Genomic DNA, 26,101 nt, shown 5'->3' with positions numbered 1-26,101 from the left:
GGCGGCTACAACGTGGACGCGCAAGGCGACCTGTCCTTGGCCACCCCCGATGGCACGCAGAGCACCGGCAAGCAACGCGTGATTGATGGCTCCGACGTCGTCAAGCGCGCCCGCATTGACTGGCTGCTGTTTGACCGCCAGGGCTTCTCGGTCGACCTGTACCACTACAGCCAGAACAAGACCTTGGGCGTGAGTGAACCCTTCGCCTACAACGGCCAGAACTACTCCGCCACGGCCCAACTCAACACCAAGACCTCGTTCGACATCGGCAACTTCTCGTACCGCTGGTGGTTCGGTGGCGAGGACACCGTGGCCGGTGTGGGCGTGGGTGCGGCCTACTACAAGGTCAAGGTGAACTACACGGCCTCGGCCACGCTGGGCGGCCTGTCGCAGACCATCTCTGACGGCGAAAAGAAAGACGCCTGGGCGCCATTGGTGACCCTGGGCTTGCGCCACCGCATCAGCGACCAGGTTCGGCTTTACGCTGACCTGTCGGGATCCAAGAAAAACGGCGGCGAAACCCATGGTGACATCGTCAATGCCGGTGTCGGCGTAGAGTGGTTCCCGTGGCGCAACATCGGCTTGGGCGCTGAATACAACCACACCCGCATCCGCGTGAACTACAAGACTGACGATGCCGTGGCCAAGCTTGATCTGAAGCTGAACGGCCCTGCCTTGTACTTACGGATGCGTTTCTAACCCCCCACAGGAGCTGAGCATGAACTTCCATTCCCTGACCCTCAAGCGTTCCCTGCTGGCCGGCTTGTTCGCCGCTGCCAGCCTGGCCGTGATCCCGTCGCTGGCCAACGCGGCCACCTTCACCTCCACCCTGTCGGGCGAAGCTGAAGCACCGCCCGTGACCACCATGGGCACCGGCACCCTGGAGGCCACGTACACGCCCGCCACCAAAATCTTGAAATGGAAGGTCGTGTACGCCGGTCTGAGCGGTCCGGTGACGGCCGCTCACTTTCATGGCCCGGCCATTCCTGGCCAGAGCGCGGGCGTGGCCTTGCCATTCAAGGGCAAGCTGGACAGCCCCATTGAAGGCGAAGCCACCCTCACCGAAGCGCAAGCTGCGCAGGTGACGGCCGGCCAGTGGTATGTGAACCTGCACACCGCCGCCAACCCCAAGGGCGAGGTCCGAGGTCAATTGGTCGTCAGCCCGTGATCGCGTGGCTGGCATCAGCGATCGGACGGGCCGCCATGCGCCCGTTCGCCAAAGCCCTGCCACCCTTGGGTGACACTGAGCGCGCCGCTTTGGAGGCGGGCACGGTGGGCTTTGAAGGTCAGCTGTTTGCCGGTCGGCCTGACTTCAGCGCCTTGCTGAAGGTCAAGCCATTGCCTTTCACCCCGGCCGAGCAAAGCTTCCTCGACAACGAGGTGCGTGAGCTGTGCAGCATGCTGGACGACCACGCCATCGACCAGGCGGGCGACATGCCACCCGAGGTGTGGCGCTTCCTGCGCGAGAAGCGCTTCTTCGGCATGATCATCCCGCCCGAATATGGGGGCTTGGGCTTTGGCCACCTGGCCCATGCCACGGTGGTGACACGCATCGCCACCGTCAATGTGGCCGCTGCGGTGACGGTGATGGTGCCCAACTCATTGGGCCCGGCCGAGTTGCTGTTGCGCTATGGCACCCTGGCCCAGAAGCAACATTACCTGCCCCGCCTGGCCGATGGCCGCGAGTTGCCCTGCTTTGGTTTGACCGCGCCTTCCGCAGGCTCCGATGCGGCGTCGATCCCTGATCGAGGCACGCTGGTCGAACGCGACATCAACGGCCAAAAGGTGCGCGGCTTTGTCGTGAACTTCGACAAGCGCTACATCACCCTGGCCCCCGTGGCTACTGTCGTCGGCCTGGCCTTCCACGCCTACGACAACACCCTGCCAGAAGGCCAACGCGACCTGGGCATCACCTGCGCCCTGCTGCCCGTGCCCACCGGGGGCATGGAGATCGGCCGACGCCACCTGCCCATGGGCAGCGCCTTCATGAACGGCCCCATCCATGGCCGCGAGGTGTTCGTGCCCATGGACAGCATCATTGGTGGCGAAAAACAAGTGGGCCAAGGCTGGCGCATGCTGATGGAATGCCTGGCCGCTGGCCGCGCCATATCCCTGCCCGCCTTGGGCAGCGCCATGCAACAAGGCGCGCTGTTCGTGGTCAATGGCTATGGCCAGATCCGTGAACAATTTGGCCTGCCCATTGCCCGCTTCCACGCCATCGCCGGAATCATCGCCGAGATGTCGGCCGAGTTGTACGCCACCGACGCCGCGCGCCACTACACCGCCGCCGCACTCGACGAAGGCCAGCAGCCCAGCGTGGCCAGCGCCATCCTCAAGGTGCATTTGACTGAAGCCGGCCGGCGCGCCGTCAACCATGGCATGGACATCCTGGGCGGCAAGGGCATCATTGCCGGGCCGTCCAACCTGCTGGGCATCGGCTACCGCCACGCGCCCATTGCCATCACGGTGGAAGGCGCCAACCTGCTGACCCGGGCCTTGATCATCTTTGGCCAGGGCGCCGTGCGTTGTCACCCCCATGTGCTGGACGAGATGAAAGCCATCGAGGCCAAAGATGAACAAGCCTTGGGGCAGGCCTTGTGGTTGCACGTGCGGCACGTGGTGCGCAACCTGCGGCGCAGCGTGTTTGGTGCATCGCTCATTGGCCTGCCGCCCGCCGACCTGAAGATGGAGGCGCAACTGATCGCCCGGCTCAGCACCCAGTACGGCTTCACCGCTGACCTGGCCATGGGCTTGCTTGGCGGCCAGCTCAAGCGCTTGGAGTTGTTGTCGGCGCGGCTGGGCGATGTGCTGGCCCACCTGTACATCGCCAGCGCCTGCCTGTGGCGCTACCAGGCGGATGGCCACCCCGACTTGCTGCCCTTCGCCCAGGCCGGCATCCGCCAACAGCTGAACCGGGCCCACTCCATCTTGCAAGACCTGCACGCCAACCTGCCCTCGGCACCCGCCCGTTGGCTGGGCGGTGTGAGCCTGAGGGCCACCGGCGGGCTGCACCCCCTGCGCGACGTGCAACTGCTGGCCCTGGCCGAACTGCTGCGCACCCGCCGCGACTTGGTCGACAAGCTGTGCCCCGATCTGAGCCTGCCCAAACAAGGTGGCCAGTTCGACCTGGTCGAGGCCCTGTCCCTGAGCGCCCAACTGGGGGAAGACACCAGCGCCTTGAACAAAGTGCTGCGCCACTCCCAATCGATGGAAACCGCCTCTCAAAGCGCGACAAATCCGGCCCTGGCCTTGCGCTACCTGCAAGCCGCCGACCGCGTGATCCAAGTCGACGACGTGGCCCACAACCCAGAAACGGCCTGAATTCAGGGCATACCCGACCCCCAAAGGGGTGAGCCATGCCTAAGTCACGCATCGGCCATCAAATGGCGGGCTACCGTGGTGCAAGATCCACCCCATGACCGCCCACGCCTCCGCCCTGCTGCCAAACCCACCCCAACGCCATGGCGCCGACCTGACCACCACCCGCCGCATTGCCAGCCGTCTGCGCCTGATGATCCGAGGCAACCCGGAACCCACGCCCGGCGAATGGGCTCGCCTGGGTGCGGCTCTGTGGCGCGGCGACCCACTGGCCGACGACGTCGCCCATTGGCTTCAGCAAGTGGGCATGGGCGTGGGGCGGCCTATGCTGGAACGCGCCATCGAGCATGGCCTGGACGCGGTGCCCCAGCCCCCCGAGGCGCTGTGCCGCTTCATCCAGGCGGCGGAGCAAACCCCTGATTGGGTCGATGCCGCCCAATTGGCCCGAGGCGCCCGTTTCATCCAGAGCACCGGCCAACACGGCATGTTGGTCCTGCGCGATGCGGGCCTGATGGCCGGCTACCAGGCCTCGGCCATCAACAAGACCCTGGTGATGACCGGATCGCTGCAAAGCGGCGCACAACGGCGCCTGGCGCAAACCTCGTCGTGGTGGATGGACTGCACCACCGATGGCGGCCTGGGGCGCCACAGCGCCGGGTTCAAGACCACCTTGCGGGTGCGCGCCATGCACGCCCTGGTGCGCCAGAACCTGCTAAGCCGTCCTGACTGGGATTCGGCCGCGCACGGTTTGCCCATCAACCAGGTCGACATGCAGGCCACCTACCTGGGCTTCAGCGCCGTGCATTTGATCGCGCTGCGCATCACCGGGGTGGTGGTCAGCCGTGCAGATGGCGCCGCGATGATGCACCTTTGGCGCTACATCGGGTGGCTCATGGGCGTTGAAGAAGGCCTGCTGTCCGAAACCGAAATGCAAGGCCGCATCTCGCTGTACCAGAACGTCATCAGCCAGGCCCCCCCCGACGACAGCAGCGCCGCTTTGGGCCGCGCCTTGATGGACGAGCCCCTGAACCGGCACTACCCCTGGGGTGGCGCCCTGCGCGGCCGCTTCAACCGGGCCCGCCACCTGAGCATGCTGCGGCTGTTCGTCGGCCTCGAAGGCATGCGGCACCTGGGCCTGCCACCCGCCCTGCCCTGGCACCCAGTGCTGACCACCTTGCCGCGCCTGCTCTGGACCGGCCTGCACCGCCTGCTGCCTGGCGGCCAAGCCCGCCTGGTGCGCGAGGGACGCGCCCGGCAACTGCGTTACATGCCCATCGTCTTCGGCAAAACCCCCCCCGTGGTGGCCCAACACGTGGCCCCGTAGAAGCGGGCACAATTGCGACCTCTGACCCTTTGACCTTGATCGCCCCTGTTTCCATGTCCTCGACGCCCCCACCTCCTTCGCCGACCCCAGAAGCCATCATCCCAGAGGCCATGACGCCGGCCGCCTGTGCCATGCAACTTCGGCAACTGTTCCCGGCCCTGTTTGACGGCGCGCCCAGGCCCTTGAAACTGCGCATCCAGGCCGACATCCAGGAGCGCTCCCCCGGCGTGTTCACCAAGCAAGTGCTGTCGGCCTTCCTGCGCCGCCACACGGGCAGCCATGCTTACCTGGTGGCCCTGAGCAAGGCCACCCACCGTTTCGACCTGGACGGCCAGCCTGGCGACGAGATCAGTGAAGAGCACCGCAAAGCCGCGCTTGAAGAGCTCGGCCGGCGCCGGGCCAACCACGAATCCAAGGTTGAACTGGAACACCAGCAGCGCCGCAACCGCGCCACCTTGCTGCACGATTTTCAGACCACCACTTTGACGCCCGCTAATTTCTGCGCGCTCAAGGGCGTGCCGGTTGAAGAGTTGGATCACCTTCTGGAGCTGGCCCGCAAAGAGGCGCAAGAAGCGCCGCCTCAAGACCGCCGCCCCCGACCGCCACAGCGGCGTCGTTGAACTGCACCCTGACCACCTGAATAAGCGGCTAGCGTGAAGTAGTCACGCGCGTTTACAATCCGCCCGCCTCAGGTGTCCTTGAGTCCATGCGTGGGAACGCTGGACCGCAAGGGTGAAACGGGAAGTCCGGTGCGCAGATTCAACACTGCAAAGCCGTCGCTGCCCCCGCAACGGTAAGCAAGTCAAGGTCGTCCATCCACAGCCACTGTGCGCCAGCACGGGAAGGCGGACGCCCCGCGCAGTTCATGCTGCGCACTTGCCAGCCCGGAGACCGGCCTGAAGCACAGATCCGATTGCTGCGGAGGGCGGCAAAGCGGTGGACTGCCCACGCACCTTGCGCACGCCGCGAGGCATGGGGCTGCCGCCAGCTTTCAAGCGCTTCCCGCATCCATCGGTTCCTTCACCACTCCACCCGTGGCGGGATGTCCGCGGGTGACCGGGAGCCTTGCATGCGATTTCATTTCACCGTTCCCAAAGCCGCCGCCTTGGCGCTGACCTTGGCAGGCGCCGCCCACGCCGGCCCCTTCGCCCCCGCTGCGGGCAAGCCCGGCTCCACGGCCATCGGCAAGGACGACAGCAGCATCACTCACTGGGCCACGGCCTACCAGGACTACCTGCCTGGCACCGACGTGGATACCACTTGGCAAACGCCCGGCCGAGCGCTGGGCAAGGCCATCGGCGATTCGCAGGACATCGTCAGCCTGGGCAATGGTGGCCGCATCACCCTGACTTTCGGCGGCAACATCGTCAACGACGCAGGCGACGATTTCGCCGTGTTCGAAAACAGCTTCAGCGACGCCTTCCTGGAGCTGGGCTGGGTTGAAGTCTCCTCCGACGGCAGCAAGTTCTTCCGTTTCCCCAACTACTCGTTCACGCCCAGCCCGGTGAGCGCCTTTGGCACGGTCGACCCGACCAACATCGACGGCCTGGCGGGCAAATACAGGCAAGGCTACGGCACCCCCTTTGACCTGGATTTGCTGAAAGGCACGGCTGGCCTGGACGTGAACGCCGTCAAGTACGTGCGCATCATCGACATCGTGGGCGACGGCACGGCATTCGACAGCTACCCCGCGTCGGTCGGCGGCCCCCACGTCATCTATGACCCGCACAAAACCACCGGCAGTGGCGGCTTTGACCTGGACGCGATTGGCGTCATCCACTTCGCCGCCGCATCGGCCGTGCCAGAGCCTGCGTCGCTGGCCTTGCTCAGTTTGGGCGGACTGCTGATGGCCGCGGCTGCCCGCCGCCAACGCCGCTCAGCCTGATTCTGTCAAACCTCATCTTCTGAAAGCCACCCCACCATGAACAACTTTTCCATGACGCGCTGGGCTTCGGCCCTGGCCGCCACCGCCCTGACCCTGGTCAGCCTGTCCGCCCAGGCCACTGTGGCCGGTTTTGACGACCTGCCCCTGGCCCCAAACAGCCACTACGCACCCGGCGCCACCACGACCTTCACCAGTGGCAATGTCTCGTTGACGCACGAGTATTCGGCAGACTACGACAGCTGGACCGGCTGGACGTACGCCAACGAGAAAGACACCACCACCGAAGGCTTTGGCAACCAGTACAGCGTGTACGCGAACGGCGGCCAAGGCGGCTCGTCCAACTTTGCCCTGGCCTATGTCGGCATCGACTACATGAGCGCCCAGACCGTGGCCTCCACCGCCACCCTGAGCACGCCGTCGATCGTGGCCGGCGCCTACTTCAACAACACGACCTACACGGCCCTGGCGATGAAGAACGGCGACAGCTTCTCCAAGCGCTTTGGCGGCGCTTCGGGCAATGACGCCGACTACTTCAAGCTGATCATCTCTGGCATCGATGCCACCGGCCACAAAACCGGCTCGGTCGATTTTTACCTGGCCGACTACCGCTTTGGCAACAACAGCCTGGACTACATCGTCAACACCTGGACCTACGTGGACCTGAGCAGCCTGGGCGCCGTCTCCAAACTGAGCTTCGACGTGGCCTCGACCGACGTGAGCGCCTACGGCATCAACACGCCCACCTACTTCGCCATGGACACCCTGACGACCACGCCCGTGCCTGAAATCGGCACCACCGCCATGACCCTCATGGGCTTGATGGCAATGGGCCTGCTCGTGCACCGTCGTCGCCAAGGCTGAGGCAATTGTTGATGGACACCGGGGCACCGGGGCGCGGCAAGGCGGGCCCGATCATCTTGTTCGCCTGCCTCGCGGCCTGGTGCCTGGGCCCAGTGGCCGCGGCTGAAACAGACGCGCTGCCGGGCATCACGGTCACGGGCAGCCGCACCGTGAGCCCCGAATCGATGTCCAGGCCGACCAACAACGTCACCGTCATCACCGCGCAAGACATCGCGCGGTCAACAGCGAAGGACCTCCCCACTTTGCTGGCGGCCGAGGCCAACCTGTCCGTGCAGAGTTTCTCGGGCACCGAGAAAAACACCACGATCGACATGCGTGGCATGGGCGACACAGCGGCCAGCAATGTGCTGATCCTGGTCGATGGCGAACGGCTGAACGAGACCGACCAGTCGGGCGCCGACTTGTCCACCCTGAGCCTGTCGCAAATCGAGCGCATCGACGTCATCCGTGGCGGTGGCGGGGTGCGCTACGGGCAGGGTGCCGTGGGTGGCGTGATCAACATCATCACCAGGCGCGCCACCCCGGGCCCATTGCAGACCGATTTTTTGGCCAGGGCTGGCTCCTACCACTCACGCGCCGTTCAGGCTGCAGCACGCGGTGGCTCGGAGCGCATCGCCGCTCAGATCCTGTTGAGCCACTCAGTGACCGACGGCTACCGCGACAACGGCGGGCTCGAATCGAACAACGCCATGCTGGAGCTGCGGCACGTGCCCGACGCCAAGCTCGGCCTGGTCGACCTGTACGCGCGGCTCAAGCTGCACGAAGACCGCTACGGCTTGCCAGGCGCGGTCAGCCAAGAAAATTTCCTCAAGGATGACCGTGCCCGACGCTCGACGGTCACACCGCTGGACGGCGGCACCACCAGCGACCACTTGCTGTCGGTGGGGGGCACCATCGACTGGGGTCCGGGCGGAAAAATGTCGCTGCGCCTGAGCCAGCGCGAACGCCGCAACCCCTATGTGATTGGCGCTGACAAGTCCACGCTGGAGGTCGCCCGAGGCCTCATCACCGCAGACCGCCATGAAGCGCAATGGCGCTACGACCTGGCGCGGGAAGTCGGTGGCCTGACCCAATCATTGACCTTGGGCATCGACACCCAGGACGGGCGCTACTCACGCTGGAAGGGCGGGATGAATGTTCTTAATGGCGAGCGCATTTCCGGCACCGCCAAGACCCGGTCCGTCTTCGTGGACACCAACACCTCGCCGGTGAAGGGCGTGAATATCCACGTTGGCGCCAGGCAAGATTGGTTCACCACGGCAGAGTCCCGGGCCATGTACGAAAGCCCATGCGACTACATCGATGTGGTCATTGGCGGGCGGCCCATCAAGGAGCCCGTGAACTGCCAGCCCCCGCTCTACCAAACCAAAGATGTGGTGCCGCCCCGCCACTGGACCAACCCCAGCGCAGAGCTTGGCGCCGCCTGGGCATTCGCCCCCGACTGGGCCCTGTTTAGCAGCCTCAGCCAGCATGTGCGCTACCCCAACCTGGACGACCTGGCCAAGCAGGCTGAAAGCCTTCGGCCCCAGCAGGGCTACACGCTGGAACACGGCGTGCGCCTTGGCGGCAATGGCCGTTTCACCGGATCGATCACGGTTTTCGTGATGCGGATTGAAGACGAAATCTACTACGGCAAAGACGCTCAAGGTCAAACTGAAAACCGCAACTACGATCACCCCACCCTGCGCACCGGCCTGGAGCTGGCGTCGCGCTGGCGTGCCAGCGACCGCTGGTCGGTGCGGGGCCAATGGGCCTACGTGGTCCCCAAGTTTGAACATCTGCCCGGTGACCCCGACATCCCGCTGGTCCCCCGGAACAACCTCAGCGGCGAGCTGAACTGGGCAGCGCGCGACGACCTGCAGTGGAGCCTGCTGGCCCGGCATGGCAGCCAGCGACTTGATGGCAACACCTTGACCAATCAGTCTAGCACCTCGCCCGTGGTCAAGGCCAACACGGTCGTGGACACGGCGCTTCGCCTGCACCGCCAAGGCTGGCAACTGAGCCTGGGCATCAACAACCTGTTCGATGAGGTCTACACCACGGCGGCTTACAGCGGCGACACCTACCCGATGCCGGGTCGATCAGCCTACATTGAATGGCGCCTGTCCCACTGAGACATCTTGCCCATTGCCGGTGCCATTGAAACCGCAGTAGATTGCGGGATGCGCTCTCATCTCATCGTTTTCATCCTCGCCACAGGCATCGCCGGTTCGCTGCACGCCGCCGCACAGGTTGAAGACAGCATCGCCCAGCGCGTGCAAGCCTGCTCCGTGTGCCATGGCCCGCAAGGCCGCGCCGCCAGTGATGGCTACTACCCGCGCATCGCTGGCAAACCGGCCGGTTACCTGTACAACCAGTTGCGCAATTTCCGCGATGGCCGCCGCCACTACGCGCTGATGACCACTCTGCTGGACCCGCTGTCCGACGAGTACCTGCACGAAATCGCCAATTACTTTGCCGCGCTCGACCTGCCCTATCCCGCGCAACGGCCCACGTCCTCCACCACCAGCGCCGAACTCAAACGCGGCCAGGACCTGGTGACCCGGGGCGATGCGCAGCGCAAGATCCCCGCCTGCGTGCAATGCCATGGCGCGGCGCTGACCGGCGTTCAACCGGCCATCCCGGGCTTGCTGGGCGTGCCACGCGATTACATCAACGCCCAATTGGGATCCTGGCAAAACGGCAACCGCCAGGCCAAGGCGCCCGACTGCATGGCCACCATCGCGCAACGCCTGCAAGCCGAGGACATTGCGGCGGTGTCGCAATGGATCTCGGCCCAGCCCGTGCCTGAGCATGCCAAGGCAGCCGCCAGTTTGCCGGGTCGCCTGCCCATGCCTTGCGGCGGCGTGCCAGATGGCCAAGGGGCCACGCCATGAAGCGCGCATTCTCCCGCGTCATCGCCCTGTTGCTGCTCATTGGCCTGGCCCTGGCCGCCGCCGTTTACCACCTGAACGTGCGAGGAGAAGACCCGATCACTGCCAGCAAGGAGGCCCCGGCCAGCGCACAACTCATCGCCAGTGGCGAGTACCTGGCCCGCACCGGCAACTGCATGGCCTGCCACACCGCGCGGGGTGGCGCGCCCTACGCTGGCGGCCTGGGCATCCTGACCCCTTTTGGCACCGTCTACACCTCCAACCTCACGCCCGATGCGCCCACCGGCATCGGTGCGTGGTCGGCGTCGGAGTTCTGGCGCGCGCTGCACAACGGCCGCTCGCGCGATGGCCGCCTGCTCTACCCCGCCTTCCCGTATTCCAACTACACCCACGTCACCCGGGCCGATTCAGACGCGATCTTCGCCTACCTGCGCAGCCTGCCCCCCGTGGCCCAAGCCAACCGGCCCCACGAGTTGCGCTTTCCTTACAACTCGACCCCTGCCCTGGCGGTGTGGCGCGCCCTGTTCTTCAAGCCCATGCGGTTCGAGCCCGACACGAAGCAATCGGCCGACTGGAACCGGGGCGCCTACCTGGTACAAGGCCTGGGCCATTGCAATGCCTGCCACGCCAGCCGCAATGCCTTGGGGGCCACCAGCGGCACCCTGGACCTGAGCGGCGGCCTGATCCCAGTGCAGAACTGGTACGCGCCCTCGCTCACCTCGGCGCACGAAGCGGGGGTGGCCGAATGGCGCCTGTCCGACATCGTCGAGCTCATGAGAACCGGCGTGTCCGCCCAAGGCACCGTGGTCGGCCCCATGGCCGAGGTGGTGCAAAACAGCACCCAGTACTGGACCGACGCCGACCTGCTCGCCATGGCCACTTACCTGAAGGCCTTGCCGCAAAGCCAGGCCGCACGCGAACCCGTCACCGTGCAACCACCCTTGCCCGACAGCCGTGGCGCCAAGCTCTACAAGGTGCACTGCGCCCAATGCCATGGCGAGCAGGGTGAAGGCGCGGCCCAGGCTTACCCGGCACTGGCGGGCAACCGCGCGGTCACCATGGTCTCGCCGGCCAACCTGGTGCGCATGGTGCTGGCCGGGGGCTTTGCGCCCGCCACCAAGGGCAACCCGCGGCCTTACGGCATGCCGCCCTTCGCCATGGTTTTCAGCAACGACGACACGGCTGCGGTGGTGTCCTACATCCGCAGCGCCTGGGGCAACCAGGCCAACGCCGTGTCCACGCTGGAGGTGATTCAGTTGCGCAATGGGCTGCAGTACTGAGCGCCACTGACCCGCCCAGCCTCACCCCGGCGGGGCGGCCGACAACACCACGTCGATGACGGCATCCAGGGCGCGCCGCAACTGCTTTTTTCTGATGATGAGCGGTGGGGCCAAGCGGATGACCACCTCGTGGGTTTCCTTGGTCAGCACACCCCGTTCTTTCAGGGCAACCACCAGGCCGCGCGCACCCAATTCGGGCACCACTTCAACGCCCATCATCAGGCCTTGCCCCCGGATGTCGCGCACGATGGGGCTTTGGCCCAAGGCCGCTTTCAGGTAGGCCAGGGCCCAGTCGCCCAGCCGCTCTACCCGGGCGATGAACTCGGGCTCGCTCAGCAGCGTCAAGGCCGTCATGCTGACGGCGGCGGCGATGGCATTGCCGCCGAAGGTCGAGCCATGGTCGCCGGGGCGTAGCACGCCCAAGACCTCGGCGCTGCCCACCACGGCCGACACGGGATAGACGCCACCGCCCAGGGCCTTGCCCAGGATCAGCAGGTCAGGGTCCAGGTCGTCGTGCTGGAAGCAGAACAAGCGCCCGGTGCGCGACAGGCCGCACTGGATCTCGTCCACGATGAACAGCACGCGGTGCTGTCGGCACAACTCGCGGGCGCGCTTGAGGTAGCCGGGCGGCGGCAGGCGGATGCCCGCCTCGCCCTGGATGGGCTCGACGATGAACGCGGCGGTGTGAGGGGTGATGGCGTGGGCCAGGGCATCAACATCGCCAAAGGGCACGGTTTTGAAGCCCGCCAGGTAGGGGCCGAAGTTCTCGCGATACTGCGCCTCGGTCGACAAGCTCACCAGCGCCAGGGTGCGCCCGTGAAAGTTGCCCTCGCACCCGATGATCTCGCTGCGATCGCGAGGGATCCCTTTGATGGTCTCGCCCCATTTGCGCGCCAGCTTCAGGGCGGTTTCCACCGCCTCCGCGCCTGTGTTCATCGGCAGGGCCTTGTCCATGCCGGCCAGGGTGGTGAGTTGGTCCAGCCACCGCGGCAGCTGGTCGTTGTAGAAGGCCCGGCTGGTCACGTCCAGGGCCTTGGCTTGCCGCGCCAGCGCCTTCAGCACCTTGGGGTGGCTGTGCCCCAGCGAGGCGGTTGAATAAGCACTCATCATGTCGGTGTAGCGCCGCCCGGCCACATCCCACAGGTGGATGCCTTTGGCGCGGTGCAGCACCACGTCGATGGGGTGGTAGTTGTGCGCTCCGCGCGCCAAGTCCAGGTCGATCAATTGCTGGCTTTTTGTGCTCAAGTTGGCCTCTTGTCGCTGCAGGTTTTGTGCCCAGTGTCCCCCCTTTGCCCCGGAAATGGGCGCGGATCAACACCCGAATACGCCCTTTGTGTGCACTCTTGATCCGTACACTGCGTGGATGATCTTCCTGCGCCGCCTTGCCCTGCCCGCCGCCATCGCACTGCTGATGACGGCGCCTGCCTCACTGGCCCTGGCCGCCGAAGATGCCGCCCGCGTGATCGTGAAGTTCAAGGCTGGCTCCGTGCTCATGCGCGCGCAAGCGCAGTCCGCGTCACCGCAGCGCGTGGCGCATGCCCTGTCGCTGGGCCAACGCATCGGCCGCACCTTGCACGATGGCCCCGGCCTGAGCAGCCGCACCCAGGTCGTCCTGGCCGATGGCCTCAGTTCGGCACAACTGGCCGCCCGGCTGGCGCAAGAGTCTGACGTGGAATACGCGGTGGTGGACCACAAGCGCTTTCGCCTGGCCGCGCCCAACGACACGCTGTATGGCGACAACCTGGCGGGCTTCACACCCACGGCCGGCCAGTGGTACCTGCGCGCGCCCATCGGCGCCCTCCAGTCGTCCATCAATGTGGAGCCCGCCTGGGACATCACACATGGCAGCGCCAGCGTGGTGGTGGCCGTGCTGGACACCGGCATCCGCGACGACCATGCCGACCTGCGCGCCAACCTGCTGCCGGGTTATGACATGGTCACCGACGTGGGCATGGCCAACGACGACACTGGCCGAGATGCCGATGCCTCCGACCCGGGCGACTGGATCACCTATGCCGAGACCACCGGCAGCGGCCAGTTCGCTGGCTGCGGCCGCGACGACAACCACAACCTGGCGGCCGAGAACAGCACCTGGCACGGCACGCAAACCACCGGCCTCATCGGTGCGCTGACCAACAACGGCATCGGCATGGCCAGCGTGGGCCGCAATGTGCGGATCCTGCCCGTGCGCGTGCTGGGCAAGTGCGGCGGCTACGACTCGGACATCATGGCCGGCATGCTCTGGGCGGCCGGCATCAGCGTGTCGGGCGTGCCTGCCAACCCCAACCCGGCCAAGGTCATCAACCTGAGCCTGGGCGGCAGCGGCGCCTGCACCCAGGCTTACCGAGACACCCTCGGCCAGTTGACCACGCTGGGCGTGACCGTGGTGGCCTCGGCCGGCAACAGTGGCCTGGGCGTCACGGTGCCGGCCAATTGCCCCGGTGTCATCGGGGTGGCCGGGCTCAGACACGTGGGCACCAAAGTCGGCTACTCCGATCTGGGGCCTGAGATCACCATCAGCGCGCCGGCCGGCAATTGCGTCAACACCTTGTCGGGCCAGCCTTGCCTGTACCCCATCCTGACGACCAGCAACGCGGGCACGACCACGCCGATCGCAGCCAGCAACATCTACACCGACAGCTACTACACCTCGCTGGGCACCAGCTTTTCCGCGCCGATGGTGTCGGGCACGATTGGTTTGATGTTGTCGGTCAACCCCGCGCTCACCCCGGCGGCGATTCGCACCATCCTGATGGGTTCGGCCCGCGCCTTCCCCACCACCGGGGGCGACAACGGCGACGGCGGCAGCACCTCGGTGCCTCGGTGCGCGGCGCCTTCATCCACCGAACAGGCCCAGTGCTACTGCACCCCGGCCACCTGTGGCGCCGGCATGCTGGACACGGGCGCAGCGGTGGCCGCCGCCAACGCGGGCCTGCAAGCCCAGATCGATTTTTCCAAAACGGGCGCGGTGCCGTCCCAGGCCTTGGCGATCAGCGGGGTCAACTCCTGGGTGGCCAGTGGCCGCAGCATCGCGGCCTACCAATGGACTTTGGTGGATGGCGGCGGCATCGTCGCACCGCTCACCTCGGCCAGCGGCAGCAGCATCTCGGTCACGCCCAGCGCGCTGGGCCGCTTCACGGTGCGCCTGACCATCACCGATGACCTGAGCGCCACGTCCACCACGAGTCAGACCATCGATGTGGTCACGCCCACGGCGGTCACCACCGTCACCACCACGCCGGCCAGTGGCGGCGGCGGCGGGGCCTTGGGTGGCGGCACCTTGCTCGGTCTGCTGGCGGCGCTGATCAGCGCGCTCGCTCTGGCAAGACGCGAACGCACACAGGCCTCGCGAAAGGCCTAAGCCGGCCAGCCCCGCCGGGCCACGCCCTCGTAGCAAACGTCAGCGCACGAGGTCGGGAACAGGGTGCCCGGCGGCTTCTCCACCGCCTCGACATAGCAAGGCTGCATGCCCGCCAGGAACACCGGGAAGTACAGCAGGTTGTAGTCCCGGGGCGAGAAGCCAAAGTCAGCGCCAAAGGCCGACACCAGCGCGCCGAAATTCATGCTCAGTGGCTTGCCGACCGAAGCCAGATACCGCTCGACTTCAAAGGCCAAGGTCACGTGCGGCCCATCGCCCACGCCCAGCTTGCGGGCCAAGGCCATGGTCGGCTCGATGCGCTCATCGCGCGAGGCCAGGGGGCGGCCATAACCGGCCAGCTTGCCCTGGTGCTTCAAGTGCCGGTCGATGCACTCACCCAGGGACGAGCCTGCCAGCATCTCAGCGTGGGTGCGCTTGAAGAAAGCCAGCGCCTTGAACTCATTGCGCCGCCCATAAATGGTGGCCTCGGACACCGCCTGCGCCGCGCTCATGGCCAGGGCCGTTGTGGTGCGGGTGGTGCCGCCCAGGCCCGCCACGCGGTTGTTCCAGATGCGCGCGTCCGGGTAACTGGTCCAGACCCAGATGGCCTCCAGCACCTGCAATTGCGCGGGCTGCAAACGCCGCCCGGTGATGCCGAAAGCGCACAGGTCAAACCAGCCCATTTTTTCGTCAAAGCCGGTGTGCAGGTCGTGCCCACGGAACACCGCGCGCGTGCCCGGAAACGCCGCGCCCACCTTGGTCGTCAGCTTGCCCGCCGCTTGTTGCAGCCGTTCAGGGCCGTTCATGCGGCCTCCTTGGCCGGATCGTCCTGCAGGTCCACCGGGTAGAAAGGAAACCGCTTGAAGCCGTAACGCCATTGCTCCAGGGCATGCACCGCCGAGCCCGGCAGGCGCAACAGCAGGTGCAGCATCTCGCCCTCTTCGGGGCCAAAGCCCAGGTCCACCAGGGCCGCTGCCGCCACACCGGTCATGGCCAAGGGCAAGCCGGCGGCCGCCTCCGGCGCTGCGAGGTGCGTGCTCAACCAGGGAAGGCACCTGCCTGTGCTCAAGGAGGCCAGCACCGTCAAGGCCCGCACCACCACCGTGGGCGTGCGCAAGCCATTGGGGTCAAAACCGGCGGGGTGCTCCTGCACGGGCCACACATCATCGGGCAGCACCGGCGGCTCGGCGATGCGTCGTTGCCAGGCATTCAAGTCGGTGCCGCAATCGGCCCAGTCGCGCATGGCCAGGAACACCTCCCGGGCGCCCCCGCTTTGCCCCGCGCCCACGGCCAAGGCCGCGATCAAGCTGGCCGCCGCGGTCGATCCGCCCACACCGCCACACATGGCCGCGTGTACCGCCGGATCACGCGGACCGGGGTTGGCCAGGGCCACCGCCAGCGCCTCAAACAACTGGGCTTGCTGGGCCGATGGCGCCTCGCCACGGAACAGCAGGTAGACCATGTCGGACCAGCGCGCGCGGCCCAGCATCTCGCCATACACGTCGTAGCCGTGGCAATGGGCCGCCCGAGTCGCGAAGGGGTTGTCGGCCTCGGGCTCTTCCAGCCAGATGCGCGTGTGGATGGGCGAGACGCTCATGGCGCGGTGTCCAGCGTCTGCAGGCGCAAGCCCATGGGCGGCACCTCTTCGGGGTCGATGCGAACATCCAGCAAGGTGGGCCCCTTGCGGTTCAGAATCTGCGCCATGTCCAGGTCATTGAAGTCTTGCGGCGATCAGATCACATGGCCCGTGATGCCCATGGACTGGGCCATCAGGCTGAAATCAACTTGTGGCAGCTCAAAAGCAATCTGCTCCGCCCCTGCCAGACGCTGCCCATGCTTGACCATGCCCAGCGCCGCGTCATTGAGCACCACAAAGATCACGGTCAGCTGCTCTTGCGCGGCCACAGTGATTTCCTGGCCGTTCATCAGGCAACTGCCATCGCCCGTGATGCACACCACCGGGTAGTCGGGATGGCCCAGCCCATTGTGGCAAAGTCCATCAGCACGCGCAGCCAACCGGCATGGTCCACGCGGCGCTCACCACGGCGCGAGGGCGTGTGCCTGGTCGGTGAATTGGCCGCAGGCATGGTCATGCCAGGCACCAGGCCCAGTCGGCGGTTGCGCAGCTCCAGGTAGTGGATGGACCAGGCCGTGCTGTTGCCCGCATCGGCGATGAAGCGCGTGGTGGGTGGAAAACGATTCGACAGCTCGGTCATCAGGCGCTGCGGCTTGATGGGCGAGCTCATGTCCTCGCGCTTGTCCGGCGCCCTCACGGTGACCTCGGCCACGTCGGTGTTCACTCGCGAGGGCTTCCAGGGCAGGCCCAGCGCGGCTTGCTCGATGTGCATCACGTCCAGCAAGCGCTCGAACACCGAGCGGATGCGGCCACGCACGTGCTGCCGCGCCATCGGCGAGCGCATCAGGTGCTCACCGTTCGAATCGATGTGGACCAGGTGGTGGTTCAAAATACTGGCGCTCCAGGCACCGCTGGTCCACTCGTCCAGGCTGGTGCCAATGGCCAAGGTCAGGTCAACCCCATCGCTCAAAGCCTGGTGCGCCGACTGGTGCCCGGCAAAGCCGAACACACCGCGGTACAGGTAATGGTGCGGGTTGATCAGGCCCTTCGCATCGGGCGTGGTCACGAAGCACGAATCCGTCAGTTCTGCAAAATGCATGATCGCATCGATGGCCTCGCCGCAACCGCCGCCCACGATGAGTACCGTCTTGCGGCTGCGTTGCACCGCTTCGAACAAGGTGTGGATGGCATCCTCGTCGATCAGGGACGGCTTGATCAACAAGCGCTTGAGGTGCTGCGGCGACAGGCGCTGCTCGACCTGGCTGCGCAGCAAGTCCACCGGGATCGACAGGTGCACCGGGCCATGCGGGGGCTGCGAGGCACGAATCAGCGCGCTCACCAGCTTGTTCTCCAACTGATCCGCGTGCGAGACCAGGGTGTTGTAGCGGGTGCAACGCTGAAGCATGCCCACGGTGTTGACCCCCGTGCAGGACGACTCCTGCACCGCGCGCTTGCCAAACAAAGGCAGCGAGGGCTGACCCGTGATCGCCAGCAGGGGCACACTGTTGTCAAAAGCACACGCGATGCCGGTCAACAGATTGGTCGCGCCGGGGCCCGATGTGGCGCAACACACCCCCAGGCGGCCCGTCTCGCGGGCATAGCCATCGGCCATGAAGGCTGCGCCGGCTTCATGCCGGGCCAACACGGGCCTGGGCCCGCCGCGCCGGCTGCTCACCGCCAGCGCGTTGTACAAAGGTTCGATGGCCCCCCCGGCACCCCGAACACGTACTCCACACCAAGGGCTTCCAGGTAAGAGACGATGAGGCTGGCCGCCTCGACAAACTTGGTCGGATCCGCGCTGGATACAACTGGTGATGAGATCACGGTGTCATTCCAAACCACGCCGACCCGAAGTCCAACCACTGAAAGCGGGGGCGCGTTACAAAATGATACTTAGCCAGTTCCGGGCCGTCATCCCCCTCGTCGCGGGTCATACCCCGAGATAAGTGGCGGCCACATCCCGATATCCCCGACAAGAGCGCCGCTGATCGCGAAACACTGGGTAAGCTATCGCATTCGGTCGAAACTCCGAATGGAGGACATCAGTTTTGCTTGCATGCCGTGCATTTTGGGTGGTCGTGCGTTGGATGACATTGGCAGTCGTGGTGTGGCATTTGCCTCTGGCTCATGCCTCGTCAGACGAGGCCGCGCGCGCCATCGCGGTGATCTACCCAGACATCGGCGAGCCCTACCGCAGCGTGTTCTCCACCATCATCAGCGGCATCGAAGACCAGACCAAAAGCCGCATCGCCAGTTTCCCGGTGGGGGCCATCCCCAACACGCAAGAGCTGCACAACGAGTTGCGCCGCCGCGATATCCGCGCCGTGATCGCCCTGGGCCGCAACGGCCTCAAAGTGGCCACAGGCCTGGACCGCACACTGGACATCGTGGCGGGCGGAGTCTTGTCGGTGCCCGAATCCGACGCGCAAAACCTGGCGGTGTACAGCCTGGCGCCCGATCCCGCCTTGCTGTTCGCCAAACTGAAAACGCTGATGCCTTCGGCCAGGCGCGTGGTCGTGGTCTACGACCCGCGCCAGAACGCCTGGCTGATCAAGCTGGCACGTGAGGCCGCCAAGGCGCAAGGCCTGGACTTGCAAGCCTTTGAGGCCGACGACCTCAAAACCGCCACCCGCCAATACCAGGACAGCCTGAGTTCGGCTGACCCCAAACGCGACGTGCTGTGGCTGCCCCAAGACTCCACCACCGTGGACGAAACCGCCGTGCTGCCCCTGGTCCTGCAAGTGGCCTGGAACCGCAATCTGGCCATTTTTTCCAGCAGCGCCACCCACGTCAAGCGTGGCGCGCTGTTTTCGCTTTACCCCAACAACGTCGAACTCGGCAAAGCACTGGCCAGTTGGGCGATGGGGTATGTCTCTTCCGGCACCGCCATTCGCGGTGTGCGGCCCTTGAAAGAAGTGCTGGTCGCGGTGAACACACGAACCGCCAATCACCTGGGCATCAGCCTGAATGCCCGGCAACAGCGCTTTGACATGGTCTTCCCGGAGCCCTGACATGAACAGTCGCACTCAACCATTGTTCATTGAGCGCAGACTTTCAGGCTTTCTGCGCCAGATGACCTTTCAACGCCAGCTCAGCATCGCCATCATCATCGGCGTGATCTGCCTGGCCTTGTTCTCGTCCATGGCCAGTGCCTGGCAGGGCGGCCGCCAGATCCGCGACACGCTGATGCGCCAAAGCATGAGCATTGCCACCAGCCTGGCCACGCAAAGCACGCTGGCGCTGCTGTATGCCTCGGCCGACAACGCCCATGACGCGGTCAATGCCGCGCTGGCCTACCCCGGTGTGCTGAGCGTGGAAATCCGCACCAGCGATGGCGGCGTGCTGCTCTCCAAGGGCAAGGCGGGCACCGAATCCCCCACCAAGGCCCTGCCCACGCCGCCCCCGCGAGAGGCCTACCTCGAAGCCGAAACCGAGGACACCTGGCAGTTCATCGCGCCCGTGTGGACCAAGCCGGCAGCGTCCCCCTTCGACGTCGAGCCGCCCGCCGCCGAGTTCCTGGGGCAGGTTCGCCTGGTGCACAGCAAGGCCACCCTGACCCGCATGATGGCCAACATCTTCTTTGTGAACCTGGCCAGCTCCTTTTTCTTCGCGGCCCTGTTCCTGATCGCCATCCGATTCCTGGCAAAGCGCATCACCCGGCCTTTGAACAGCCTGTCCAAGGCCATGGCGCGCACCGAACGTGGCGAGGTCGATGTGCGCGCCGACGTGGACGGCCCACAAGACATCCAGGTCATGGCCCAGGCCTTCAACCGCATGACATCAGTGCTGCAAGAGCGCGGCGAAGAAGTGCAACGCCACCGCGAGCACCTGGAAGACCTGGTCCGCGACCGCACCGCCGAGTTGCGCACAGCCAAGGAGCGCGCCGAGATCGCCAACGATGCCAAGAGCGCCTTTCTGGCCCGCATGAGCCACGAGCTGCGCACGCCGCTCAACGCCATCATGGGCTACGCGCAAATCCTGAAAATGGACAAGGCGCTCACCGAGCGCCAAGTGATGGGTTTGAACACCATCCACAACAGCGGCGAGCACCTGCTGCTGCTCATCATCGACATCCTGGATCTGTCGCGCATCGAGGCCGGTAAAACCGAGCTTTACCCCAGCACCGTCCATCCCCAGTCCTTCCTCAGCGGACTGGTCGACATCATCCGAATCAAGGCCGAAGAAAAGACATTGCGCTTCGATTTCGAATGCGCGCCAGACCTGCCTGCCGCCGTGGACGTCGACGAAAAACGCTTGCGCCAGGTTCTGCTCAACCTCTTGAGCAACGCCGTCAAGTTCACTGAATCGGGCCAGGTGCGGCTGGGCGTCACCGTGGTCAACCGCGATGCCCGGGCCCGACAGATCGACCTGCGCTTTGAAGTTCAAGACACCGGCATCGGGATCAGTGGCAGTGAACTGCAGCGCATTTTCGAACCGTTTGAACAAGCTGGCGACGCCCGCAACCGATCCGGTGGCACCGGCCTGGGCCTGGCCATCAGCCGCCAACTGGTGCGCCTGATGGGGGGTGACGTGCATGTCGACAGCCAGGATGGCCTCGGCAGTCTGTTCTGGTTTGAGCTGACACTGCCTTGGGTCGACCCGGCGCCCAGCACCGCGTCGGCCGCCCCCACCCTGCCGGCCGTCACAGGCTACCTGGGCCCACGGCGCAAGTTGCTCATTGCCGACGACGTGCCCGCCAACCGCACCATGCTGATCGACCTGCTCAGACCGCTGGGTTTTGAAACCCTGGAGGCCAACAATGGCCAGGCCGCCTTGGAACAGGTGCACGCCGCCGCGCCCGATTTGATCCTGATGGACGTGTCCATGCCGGTGATGGACGGGTTGGAGGCGATCCGGCAGTTGCGCCAATCAACGACCACTCAGTCATTGCCCATCATTGCGCTGTCGGCCAATGCCTCCAATGCGGACCGCACTCAGGCCTTGCAGGCGGGGGCCAATGGCTTCATGACCAAGCCCTTTGAACGGGCCATTTTGCTGGCCCAACTGGGCATCCACCTGAGCCTGAGCTGGGACACCGGCGCGCCCCCTGCCGATCAGAACTGACAGCTGGCCTGCACGTAGACCGAACGCCCCTGCAAGGGGAAGTCGTAAGGCAAGGAGATGAAGGGCTGCCCCGGCGACATGTCGTAGGGCGTGGGTTCGCGCGCATCGACATCCAACAGATTGCGCACCGACATGGCCACATCCCAGCCCTTGTCGGCACGGTCAGTGCGCAGCGTCAGGTCCACCGTGGATCGCCCAGTTCACGCGGCCGATCACTCACCCAATTGACCTGCGGGTCCACGGACCAGCCCGGTGTGAAGCGCCAGTTGGTCCGAAGGTACAGGTGGTGGCGCGGCGCGTTCGCGGCCGGCTGCCCCGTGGCCTCGTCCACCGAACGCTGGTAGCTGTAGTTGCCCGTCAGGCGCAAATCTTTCACCGCGTCCCAGGTGGCCTCGAACTCCAGGCCATTACTATTTTGCTGGCCATTGTTCTGGTACACAGAATTGATCAGGCGGATGATGTCCTTCATCTCGTAGTGGAAGAAGTTCATGCCCAGTTGCAACTTGGTCAGCGGCTGCCACGACACCGCCGCCTCCAGTGTTCGGATTTTTTCGGGCCGCAGGTCAGGGTTGCCCGTCACCACCGGATTGATGATGGCGTACAACTCCGACATCGAAGGGGCCCGAAACGCCGTGCCGTACAGCAGCTTGGTGGTGACGTTGTAAGCGGCCTCCCAGACCAGCGCCAGGCGCGGGTTGGTGGTGCTGCCAAAGTCCGAGTAGTGGTCGTTGCGCACGCCGGCCGTCAAAGTCCAGTCCTTGCCAAGGTTCCACTCATCCTGCGCATACAGGTAGCGCTTGGTCCGACCCTGTGGCCGCAAGAAGGGCTCGGTGTCGGACACATCGATGATGTCGGCCCTCGACCCGGTGTTGATGGGCGTGAAATTGGTGTGGAAGTTCTTGGTCTCGCGCGTTTTGTAAACCTCTTCCCGCTCGGCCCCCAAGCCCAGCCGAATGCGGTGCATCTTGAAGCCCGTGTAAGTGGCCGAGCCACCCAGGCGCCCATGCCGCTCCCATTTGGCCGGATTGCCGATCACGCCATCGGCGAAAACGCCCAGGCCGAAGAAGTTGGTGCCCGCCGGGTACAAGGTCAGGTCCGTCAACTCCGTGTAATGCATGACGCTGGCCTGCAGGTTCACCGCCCAATCCTCAGCCAGGTTGCGGTTGTCGTAGGTGAGGTCCGAAGTGATGGCCTGGCTGTAGATGTGCCCCTCAGGGTCCAATGCAGACGCCACCCCTGTGCCCGTGCCAATGTCATCGCGCTCTTTATAGGCCACGCGAAAACGCCACTGGTCCAGGCTCAAATCCAGCGCCCCATCGGTCGAGTCACGGCCATTGTTGATCGCCCCAGGCGCCCGGGATGCTTGCGTGCCCCAGCGGGTGTCCAGCCCTGTCTGCGCATCGGCCTGAACCGTCCGCCGGGCACCATCCGTGTGGCCCACACGCAAGTAGCCCGACACATCCACAGCACCCCACTTGCCACCCTGCAGCATCCAGGCATCGCCCGTCTTGAACGAGCCCCCCCCGCAGACCCACCTCGGTGCCATTGATGTCGCCCGAGGTCTTGGTGATGACATTGATCACCCCCGAGAAAGCATCGGCGCCATACAACGCTGAACCGGGCCCCCGGATCACTTCGACCCGGGCGATGTTTTCGACCGGCATGCCGCCCCAGGCACCGCCCCGGTTGCCGGTGTACAGCGTGGTCATGGGGATGCCGTTGATCAGCAGCAGCACCTGTGGGTTAAAGCCCAGGTTGATGCCCCGGATCACGTAAACCGGCGCAAAGCCCTGTGTCTCGCGAGCCACATGCAAGCCCGGCACGGTTTCAAGTACCTGGTCCAGGTCGGTGGCGCCGATGGAGGCAATGTCTTGTGAGGTGATCACGGTGGCCACGGCGGGTGCGCGGCTGACCGGCACGCGCGACCCCGTGGCAATGCTGACAAACGACTTGTCGCCATAGGCCAAGGCCAACTCTTCTTCCTCGCTCACGACCTGGGCGAAGGCCTGGCCGCTTAGCACGATGGCCGCGCAAGCAGCGGCCACCCAGAAGCGAAGATCCGCGAAGTACCGATTCAGGGTCATGATGTGCTGGCTTTCATGATGATGGCCGTGTTCGATGCCGCAAACCTTGCTATATACCAGCCTCAGGAACATGCCCTGCAGTGGCGCCTCCAACTAAGATTGTGGGCTGCCACTGAGCCGCACGATCCGGTGATCACTTCACCGGCTTGGTGAGCGGCGGCGCGCTCAAGGCCTTGGCAGTGACCGGCTTGAGGTCGCCGCAGTTGGCGCTCAACCAGGTCGAGGTGTTCGTCATGTTCATGGTCTTGGCCTCGCCGTTCATGGTCATGATGGTCGCCATCTTCATCGTGTAACTTTCAGGGCTGCTGAAGACGGCCTCGCCATCCGTTTCCGATTTGGGATCCAGGCAGCTTGAGTGCCAGGTCCAGCGACTGCTGCTGCGGGTCTTGATCTCAGTCTTGCAATTCTTCTCGCTGTTTTTCTGGGCCAGCCACTGGTCTTGGTCCAGCGACTCCTTGCTCAGGCAAATTTTCATGTCGCCTGTGCCGCCACTCAGGTCCACGCCCTTTTGCTTCATCATGGCCTCCATCTGCTTGCGCACTTCGGGCGGCACCTTGCTCATCTGAGCCGCCATGGGCGGGGCCTTCACGCCATCCACGGCGCCTTCACTGCGAACCTGCCAAAGACCAGGCTTGATGGGCGGAGCATCAGCGGCGTGAGACGCCACGCTGAAGGTCGAAGCACACAGCAAGGCCAGGCCGCTGAGGGTGATCGAGCGCATGTTTTTCTCCAATGGGGTGATGCCGAAGATCGAATTTCATGACCTTGGCATGATGGCATGGCTTGCAGGCCGCCAGAGCATCGCCGAACCGGGCCTCAGCCTGCCGCCATCAAGTCCTGGGTGGTGTCTGCCGCGATGGCGGACGTGGCCAAGGGAAATTCGGGCGCCGCATGGCTCTGCAGGGCTGATCGGTGAACCTGGGACGTGGTGGTTTGAATTCTTCCAGATGGTCGGCGGCCTCGTCACTGAAAGGCGAGCGACCAGTGCCGACGCCGATGGCACCGAGATCCAGCGCCAACTCGGTGCGCAGATCACTCAGGCCCAAGGTGGCCACCGGCAAAGAACCCAGTCCGCCCGCGTTGGAGACGGCAAGGATGCCGATCAATCAGCGCGACGCCACAGGCTGTTGCCACTGGGCGATGGCGAGGTACTCGCCCACCGAAAAAGCGGGTGCTGTGTTCATCTGCGGCTCTTTACAGGTGCGAATGGTCGGACGGTGCGGTGGCATGCACCCGCCCGGCCAAGGCCAGTTCAGTTTCCACCATCTCATCGGCAATGCGGTCGATCTTGTTGCTGTCCCATACGTTGGCCGCATAAGCTTCTTCAAGATCGTCCCGCAGGCGCTGGTACTTGCTGTTCAGGTCTGCGTATCCCATCGGAAAACTCCTGTGTTGAGTTCTGGTGAGGCCATGTTCGCAAGCTACCAAGGGTTTCCGTGTAGGACAACACCCCAAATGAGGGTCGGACCGGGGCAGATGCCTGCCCAGCACCTGCCCGCCTTTTCACTTGCCGGCGATGCTGAGCAGCTCGACCTCGAACAGCAAAGTCGCATTGGGCGGGATCAGGTCACCCGCGCCGCGCTCGCCGTAGGCAATGGCCGAGGGGCAGGTCAGCTTGGCCTTGCCACCGATCTTCATGCGCTGCACGCCTTCGGTCCAGCAAGGGATCACGCGGTTGAGCGGGAACTCGGCGGGCGCGTTGCGCTTGTAGGAGCTGTCGAACTCCTTGCCATCGGGCAGGGTGCCGCGGTAGTGCACCTTCACGGTGTCGGTGGCGGAAGGGCTGGCGCCCGTGCCGTCTTTCAGGGACAGGTAGACCAGGCCGCTGGGTGTGACCACAGCGCCTTTTTCCTTGGCGGCCTTGGCGATGGCGGCGTCGGGTGCTGCGATGGCGGATGACGCGGTGGACAGGGCCAGCACGGCCGTCAGCAGGGAGGATGTCAGGGCAGCAATTCGCACAGCGGATCTCCAGTGGTTATGGGTGAATGGGCATCATCGCTCATCCTGGTGTAGTGTTCCCTGCCTTGACAATTGGTTTCACATCCCCGAGGAGACGCACGTGTTCAACGCCCTGGTGCTCGACAAGAACCCTGACTTCAACGCTGCGGTGAAAGCCGTCGATGACGACTTTCTGCCCACGGTGGCCGAAGGCCTCGGGGTGACCGTGGCCATTGATTACTCGACGCTGAACTACAAGGACGCGCTGGCCATCACCAACACCTCGCCCGTGGTGCGCAGTTGGCCCATGGTGGCGGGGGTGGATGGCGCGGGCACGGTCATCGCCAGTGAGCACCCTCATTGGCAGGTGGGCGACCGGGTCGTGCTCAATGGCTTTGGCGTCGGCGAGACGCACAAGGGCTGCTTGGCTGAAAAGGCCCACCTGAATGGCGACTGGCTGGTGGCCCTGCCCGAGGCCTTCAGCACGCGGCAGGCCATGGCCATCGGCACGGCAGGCTACACCGCCATGCTGTGCGTGAT

General features: G+C 65.1%; 26 protein-coding genes and 1 riboswitch. Of the genes, 14 read left to right on the top strand and 12 right to left on the bottom strand.

Going from position 1 to position 26,101, the window contains the following annotated elements; all coding sequences use genetic code 11:
• From H7225_RS06375 to H7225_RS06330, 10 genes are all read left to right on the top strand, one after another.
• Nucleotides 1-699 (top strand): hypothetical protein (locus tag H7225_RS06375; RefSeq protein WP_290659981.1); only part of this gene is annotated, 699 nt, incomplete at its 5' end.
• A 19-nt stretch (nt 700-718) separates the two neighbouring features.
• Complete coding sequence (locus H7225_RS06370) at nt 719-1,168, top strand: CHRD domain-containing protein (protein WP_290659979.1); 450 nt, start codon at nt 719-721, stop codon at nt 1,166-1,168.
• Nucleotides 1,165-3,321 carry an acyl-CoA dehydrogenase gene (locus H7225_RS06365; protein WP_290659977.1) on the top strand — a complete coding sequence of 719 codons (2,157 nt, stop codon included), beginning with the start codon at nt 1,165-1,167 and terminating at the stop codon, nt 3,319-3,321. Before H7225_RS06370 ends, H7225_RS06365 begins: the two co-directional genes overlap by 4 nt.
• 94 nt (nt 3,322-3,415) lie before the next feature.
• A complete protein-coding gene (locus H7225_RS06360; protein WP_290659975.1) occupies nt 3,416-4,642 on the top strand; it encodes an oxygenase MpaB family protein in 1,227 nt (408 codons plus the stop codon).
• 53 nt (nt 4,643-4,695) lie between these two features.
• A complete protein-coding gene (locus H7225_RS06355) occupies nt 4,696-5,262 on the top strand; it encodes a ProQ/FinO family protein (RefSeq protein WP_290659973.1) in 567 nt (188 codons plus the stop codon).
• A gap of 53 nt (nt 5,263-5,315) precedes the next feature.
• Nucleotides 5,316-5,557: riboswitch (cobalamin riboswitch) on the top strand.
• Nucleotides 5,558-5,711: 154 nt separating this feature from the next.
• Nucleotides 5,712-6,527, top strand: a complete 816-nt coding sequence (locus H7225_RS06350; protein WP_290659971.1) for a PEP-CTERM sorting domain-containing protein — start codon at nt 5,712-5,714, stop codon at nt 6,525-6,527.
• Nucleotides 6,528-6,563: 36 nt separating this feature from the next.
• Nucleotides 6,564-7,388: a DUF4465 domain-containing protein gene (locus tag H7225_RS06345; RefSeq protein WP_290659969.1), complete on the top strand. Its 825-nt coding sequence runs from the start codon at nt 6,564-6,566 to the stop codon at nt 7,386-7,388.
• An 11-nt stretch (nt 7,389-7,399) separates the two neighbouring features.
• The gene (locus H7225_RS06340) at nt 7,400-9,502 is read left to right on the top strand and encodes a TonB-dependent receptor (protein WP_290659966.1); all 2,103 of its coding nucleotides are present in this window, start codon (nt 7,400-7,402) and stop codon (nt 9,500-9,502) included.
• A 48-nt stretch (nt 9,503-9,550) separates the two neighbouring features.
• On the top strand, nt 9,551-10,264 hold the full coding sequence (locus tag H7225_RS06335) for a c-type cytochrome (protein WP_290659964.1): 714 nt from the start codon (nt 9,551-9,553) through the stop codon (nt 10,262-10,264).
• The gene (locus H7225_RS06330; protein ID WP_290659962.1) at nt 10,261-11,541 is read left to right on the top strand and encodes a cytochrome c; all 1,281 of its coding nucleotides are present in this window, start codon (nt 10,261-10,263) and stop codon (nt 11,539-11,541) included. The genes H7225_RS06335 and H7225_RS06330 overlap by 4 nt, the downstream gene beginning before the upstream one ends.
• Nucleotides 11,542-11,562: 21 nt before the next feature.
• Here H7225_RS06330 and rocD read toward each other — a convergent pair whose 3' ends face one another.
• Complete coding sequence (gene rocD, locus H7225_RS06325) at nt 11,563-12,786, bottom strand: ornithine--oxo-acid transaminase (protein WP_290659960.1); 1,224 nt, start codon at nt 12,784-12,786, stop codon at nt 11,563-11,565.
• A gap of 118 nt (nt 12,787-12,904) precedes the next feature.
• Between rocD and H7225_RS06320 the strand changes: the two genes are divergently transcribed.
• Nucleotides 12,905-14,902: a S8 family serine peptidase gene (locus H7225_RS06320; protein ID WP_290659958.1), complete on the top strand. Its 1,998-nt coding sequence runs from the start codon at nt 12,905-12,907 to the stop codon at nt 14,900-14,902.
• Here the strand turns inward: H7225_RS06320 and H7225_RS06315 are convergent.
• The 4 genes from H7225_RS06315 to H7225_RS06300 all read right to left on the bottom strand — a co-directional run bounded on the left by H7225_RS06315 (nt 14,899) and on the right by H7225_RS06300 (nt 18,150).
• On the bottom strand, nt 14,899-15,705 hold the full coding sequence (locus H7225_RS06315; RefSeq protein ID WP_290659956.1) for a hypothetical protein: 807 nt from the start codon (nt 15,703-15,705) through the stop codon (nt 14,899-14,901). The two genes, H7225_RS06320 and H7225_RS06315, sit on opposite strands and share 4 nt — an antisense overlap.
• Nucleotides 15,702-16,496: a citryl-CoA lyase gene (locus H7225_RS06310; RefSeq protein WP_290659954.1), complete on the bottom strand. Its 795-nt coding sequence runs from the start codon at nt 16,494-16,496 to the stop codon at nt 15,702-15,704. The genes H7225_RS06315 and H7225_RS06310 overlap by 4 nt, the downstream gene beginning before the upstream one ends.
• 134 nt (nt 16,497-16,630) lie before the next feature.
• Complete coding sequence (locus tag H7225_RS06305) at nt 16,631-16,825, bottom strand: thiamine pyrophosphate-dependent enzyme (RefSeq protein ID WP_290659952.1); 195 nt, start codon at nt 16,823-16,825, stop codon at nt 16,631-16,633.
• Nucleotides 16,825-18,150 (bottom strand): thiamine pyrophosphate-binding protein, encoded by a 1,326-nt coding sequence (locus H7225_RS06300; RefSeq protein WP_290659950.1) that lies wholly within the window; start codon nt 18,148-18,150, stop codon nt 16,825-16,827. The genes H7225_RS06305 and H7225_RS06300 overlap by 1 nt, the downstream gene beginning before the upstream one ends.
• A gap of 412 nt (nt 18,151-18,562) precedes the next feature.
• On the opposite strand from H7225_RS06300, the gene H7225_RS06295 reads away from it, so the two are divergent.
• Nucleotides 18,563-19,486 (top strand): ABC transporter substrate binding protein, encoded by a 924-nt coding sequence (locus H7225_RS06295; protein WP_290659948.1) that lies wholly within the window; start codon nt 18,563-18,565, stop codon nt 19,484-19,486.
• Between the two features lies 1 nt (nt 19,487).
• A complete protein-coding gene (locus H7225_RS06290; protein ID WP_290659946.1) occupies nt 19,488-21,539 on the top strand; it encodes an ATP-binding protein in 2,052 nt (683 codons plus the stop codon).
• Here the strand turns inward: H7225_RS06290 and H7225_RS06285 are convergent.
• From H7225_RS06285 to H7225_RS06255, 7 genes are all read right to left on the bottom strand, one after another.
• Nucleotides 21,530-21,724 (bottom strand): hypothetical protein, encoded by a 195-nt coding sequence (locus H7225_RS06285; RefSeq protein ID WP_290659944.1) that lies wholly within the window; start codon nt 21,722-21,724, stop codon nt 21,530-21,532. The genes H7225_RS06290 and H7225_RS06285 overlap by 10 nt on opposite strands.
• A complete protein-coding gene (locus H7225_RS06280; RefSeq protein ID WP_366481298.1) occupies nt 21,715-22,980 on the bottom strand; it encodes a TonB-dependent receptor in 1,266 nt (421 codons plus the stop codon). Before H7225_RS06280 ends, H7225_RS06285 begins: the two co-directional genes overlap by 10 nt.
• Complete coding sequence (locus H7225_RS06275) at nt 22,865-23,623, bottom strand: TonB-dependent receptor plug domain-containing protein (RefSeq protein WP_290659942.1); 759 nt, start codon at nt 23,621-23,623, stop codon at nt 22,865-22,867. The genes H7225_RS06280 and H7225_RS06275 overlap by 116 nt, the downstream gene beginning before the upstream one ends.
• A 133-nt stretch (nt 23,624-23,756) precedes the next feature.
• On the bottom strand, nt 23,757-24,344 hold the full coding sequence (locus tag H7225_RS06270; RefSeq protein WP_290659940.1) for a DUF3617 domain-containing protein: 588 nt from the start codon (nt 24,342-24,344) through the stop codon (nt 23,757-23,759).
• Nucleotides 24,345-24,453: 109 nt separating this feature from the next.
• Nucleotides 24,454-24,729 carry a hypothetical protein gene (locus H7225_RS06265; RefSeq protein ID WP_290659938.1) on the bottom strand — a complete coding sequence of 92 codons (276 nt, stop codon included), beginning with the start codon at nt 24,727-24,729 and terminating at the stop codon, nt 24,454-24,456.
• 88 nt (nt 24,730-24,817) lie between these two features.
• Nucleotides 24,818-25,000 (bottom strand): hypothetical protein, encoded by a 183-nt coding sequence (locus H7225_RS06260; protein WP_290659936.1) that lies wholly within the window; start codon nt 24,998-25,000, stop codon nt 24,818-24,820.
• Between the two features lie 126 nt (nt 25,001-25,126).
• Entirely contained in the window at nt 25,127-25,552 is a 426-nt protein-coding gene (locus H7225_RS06255; RefSeq protein WP_290659983.1) for an FKBP-type peptidyl-prolyl cis-trans isomerase, read from the bottom strand.
• A gap of 130 nt (nt 25,553-25,682) precedes the next feature.
• Between H7225_RS06255 and H7225_RS06250 the strand changes: the two genes are divergently transcribed.
• A partial coding sequence (locus tag H7225_RS06250) for an alcohol dehydrogenase catalytic domain-containing protein (protein ID WP_290659934.1) occupies nt 25,683-26,101 on the top strand: 419 nt, incomplete at its 3' end.

The sequence above is a fragment of the Aquabacterium sp. genome (genome assembly GCF_014378415.1).
Lineage (GTDB): Bacteria > Pseudomonadota > Gammaproteobacteria > Burkholderiales > Burkholderiaceae_C > Aquabacterium.
The sequence above is the reverse complement of the archived record's forward strand: the minus strand, read 5'-3'. Positions and strand labels throughout refer to the sequence as shown.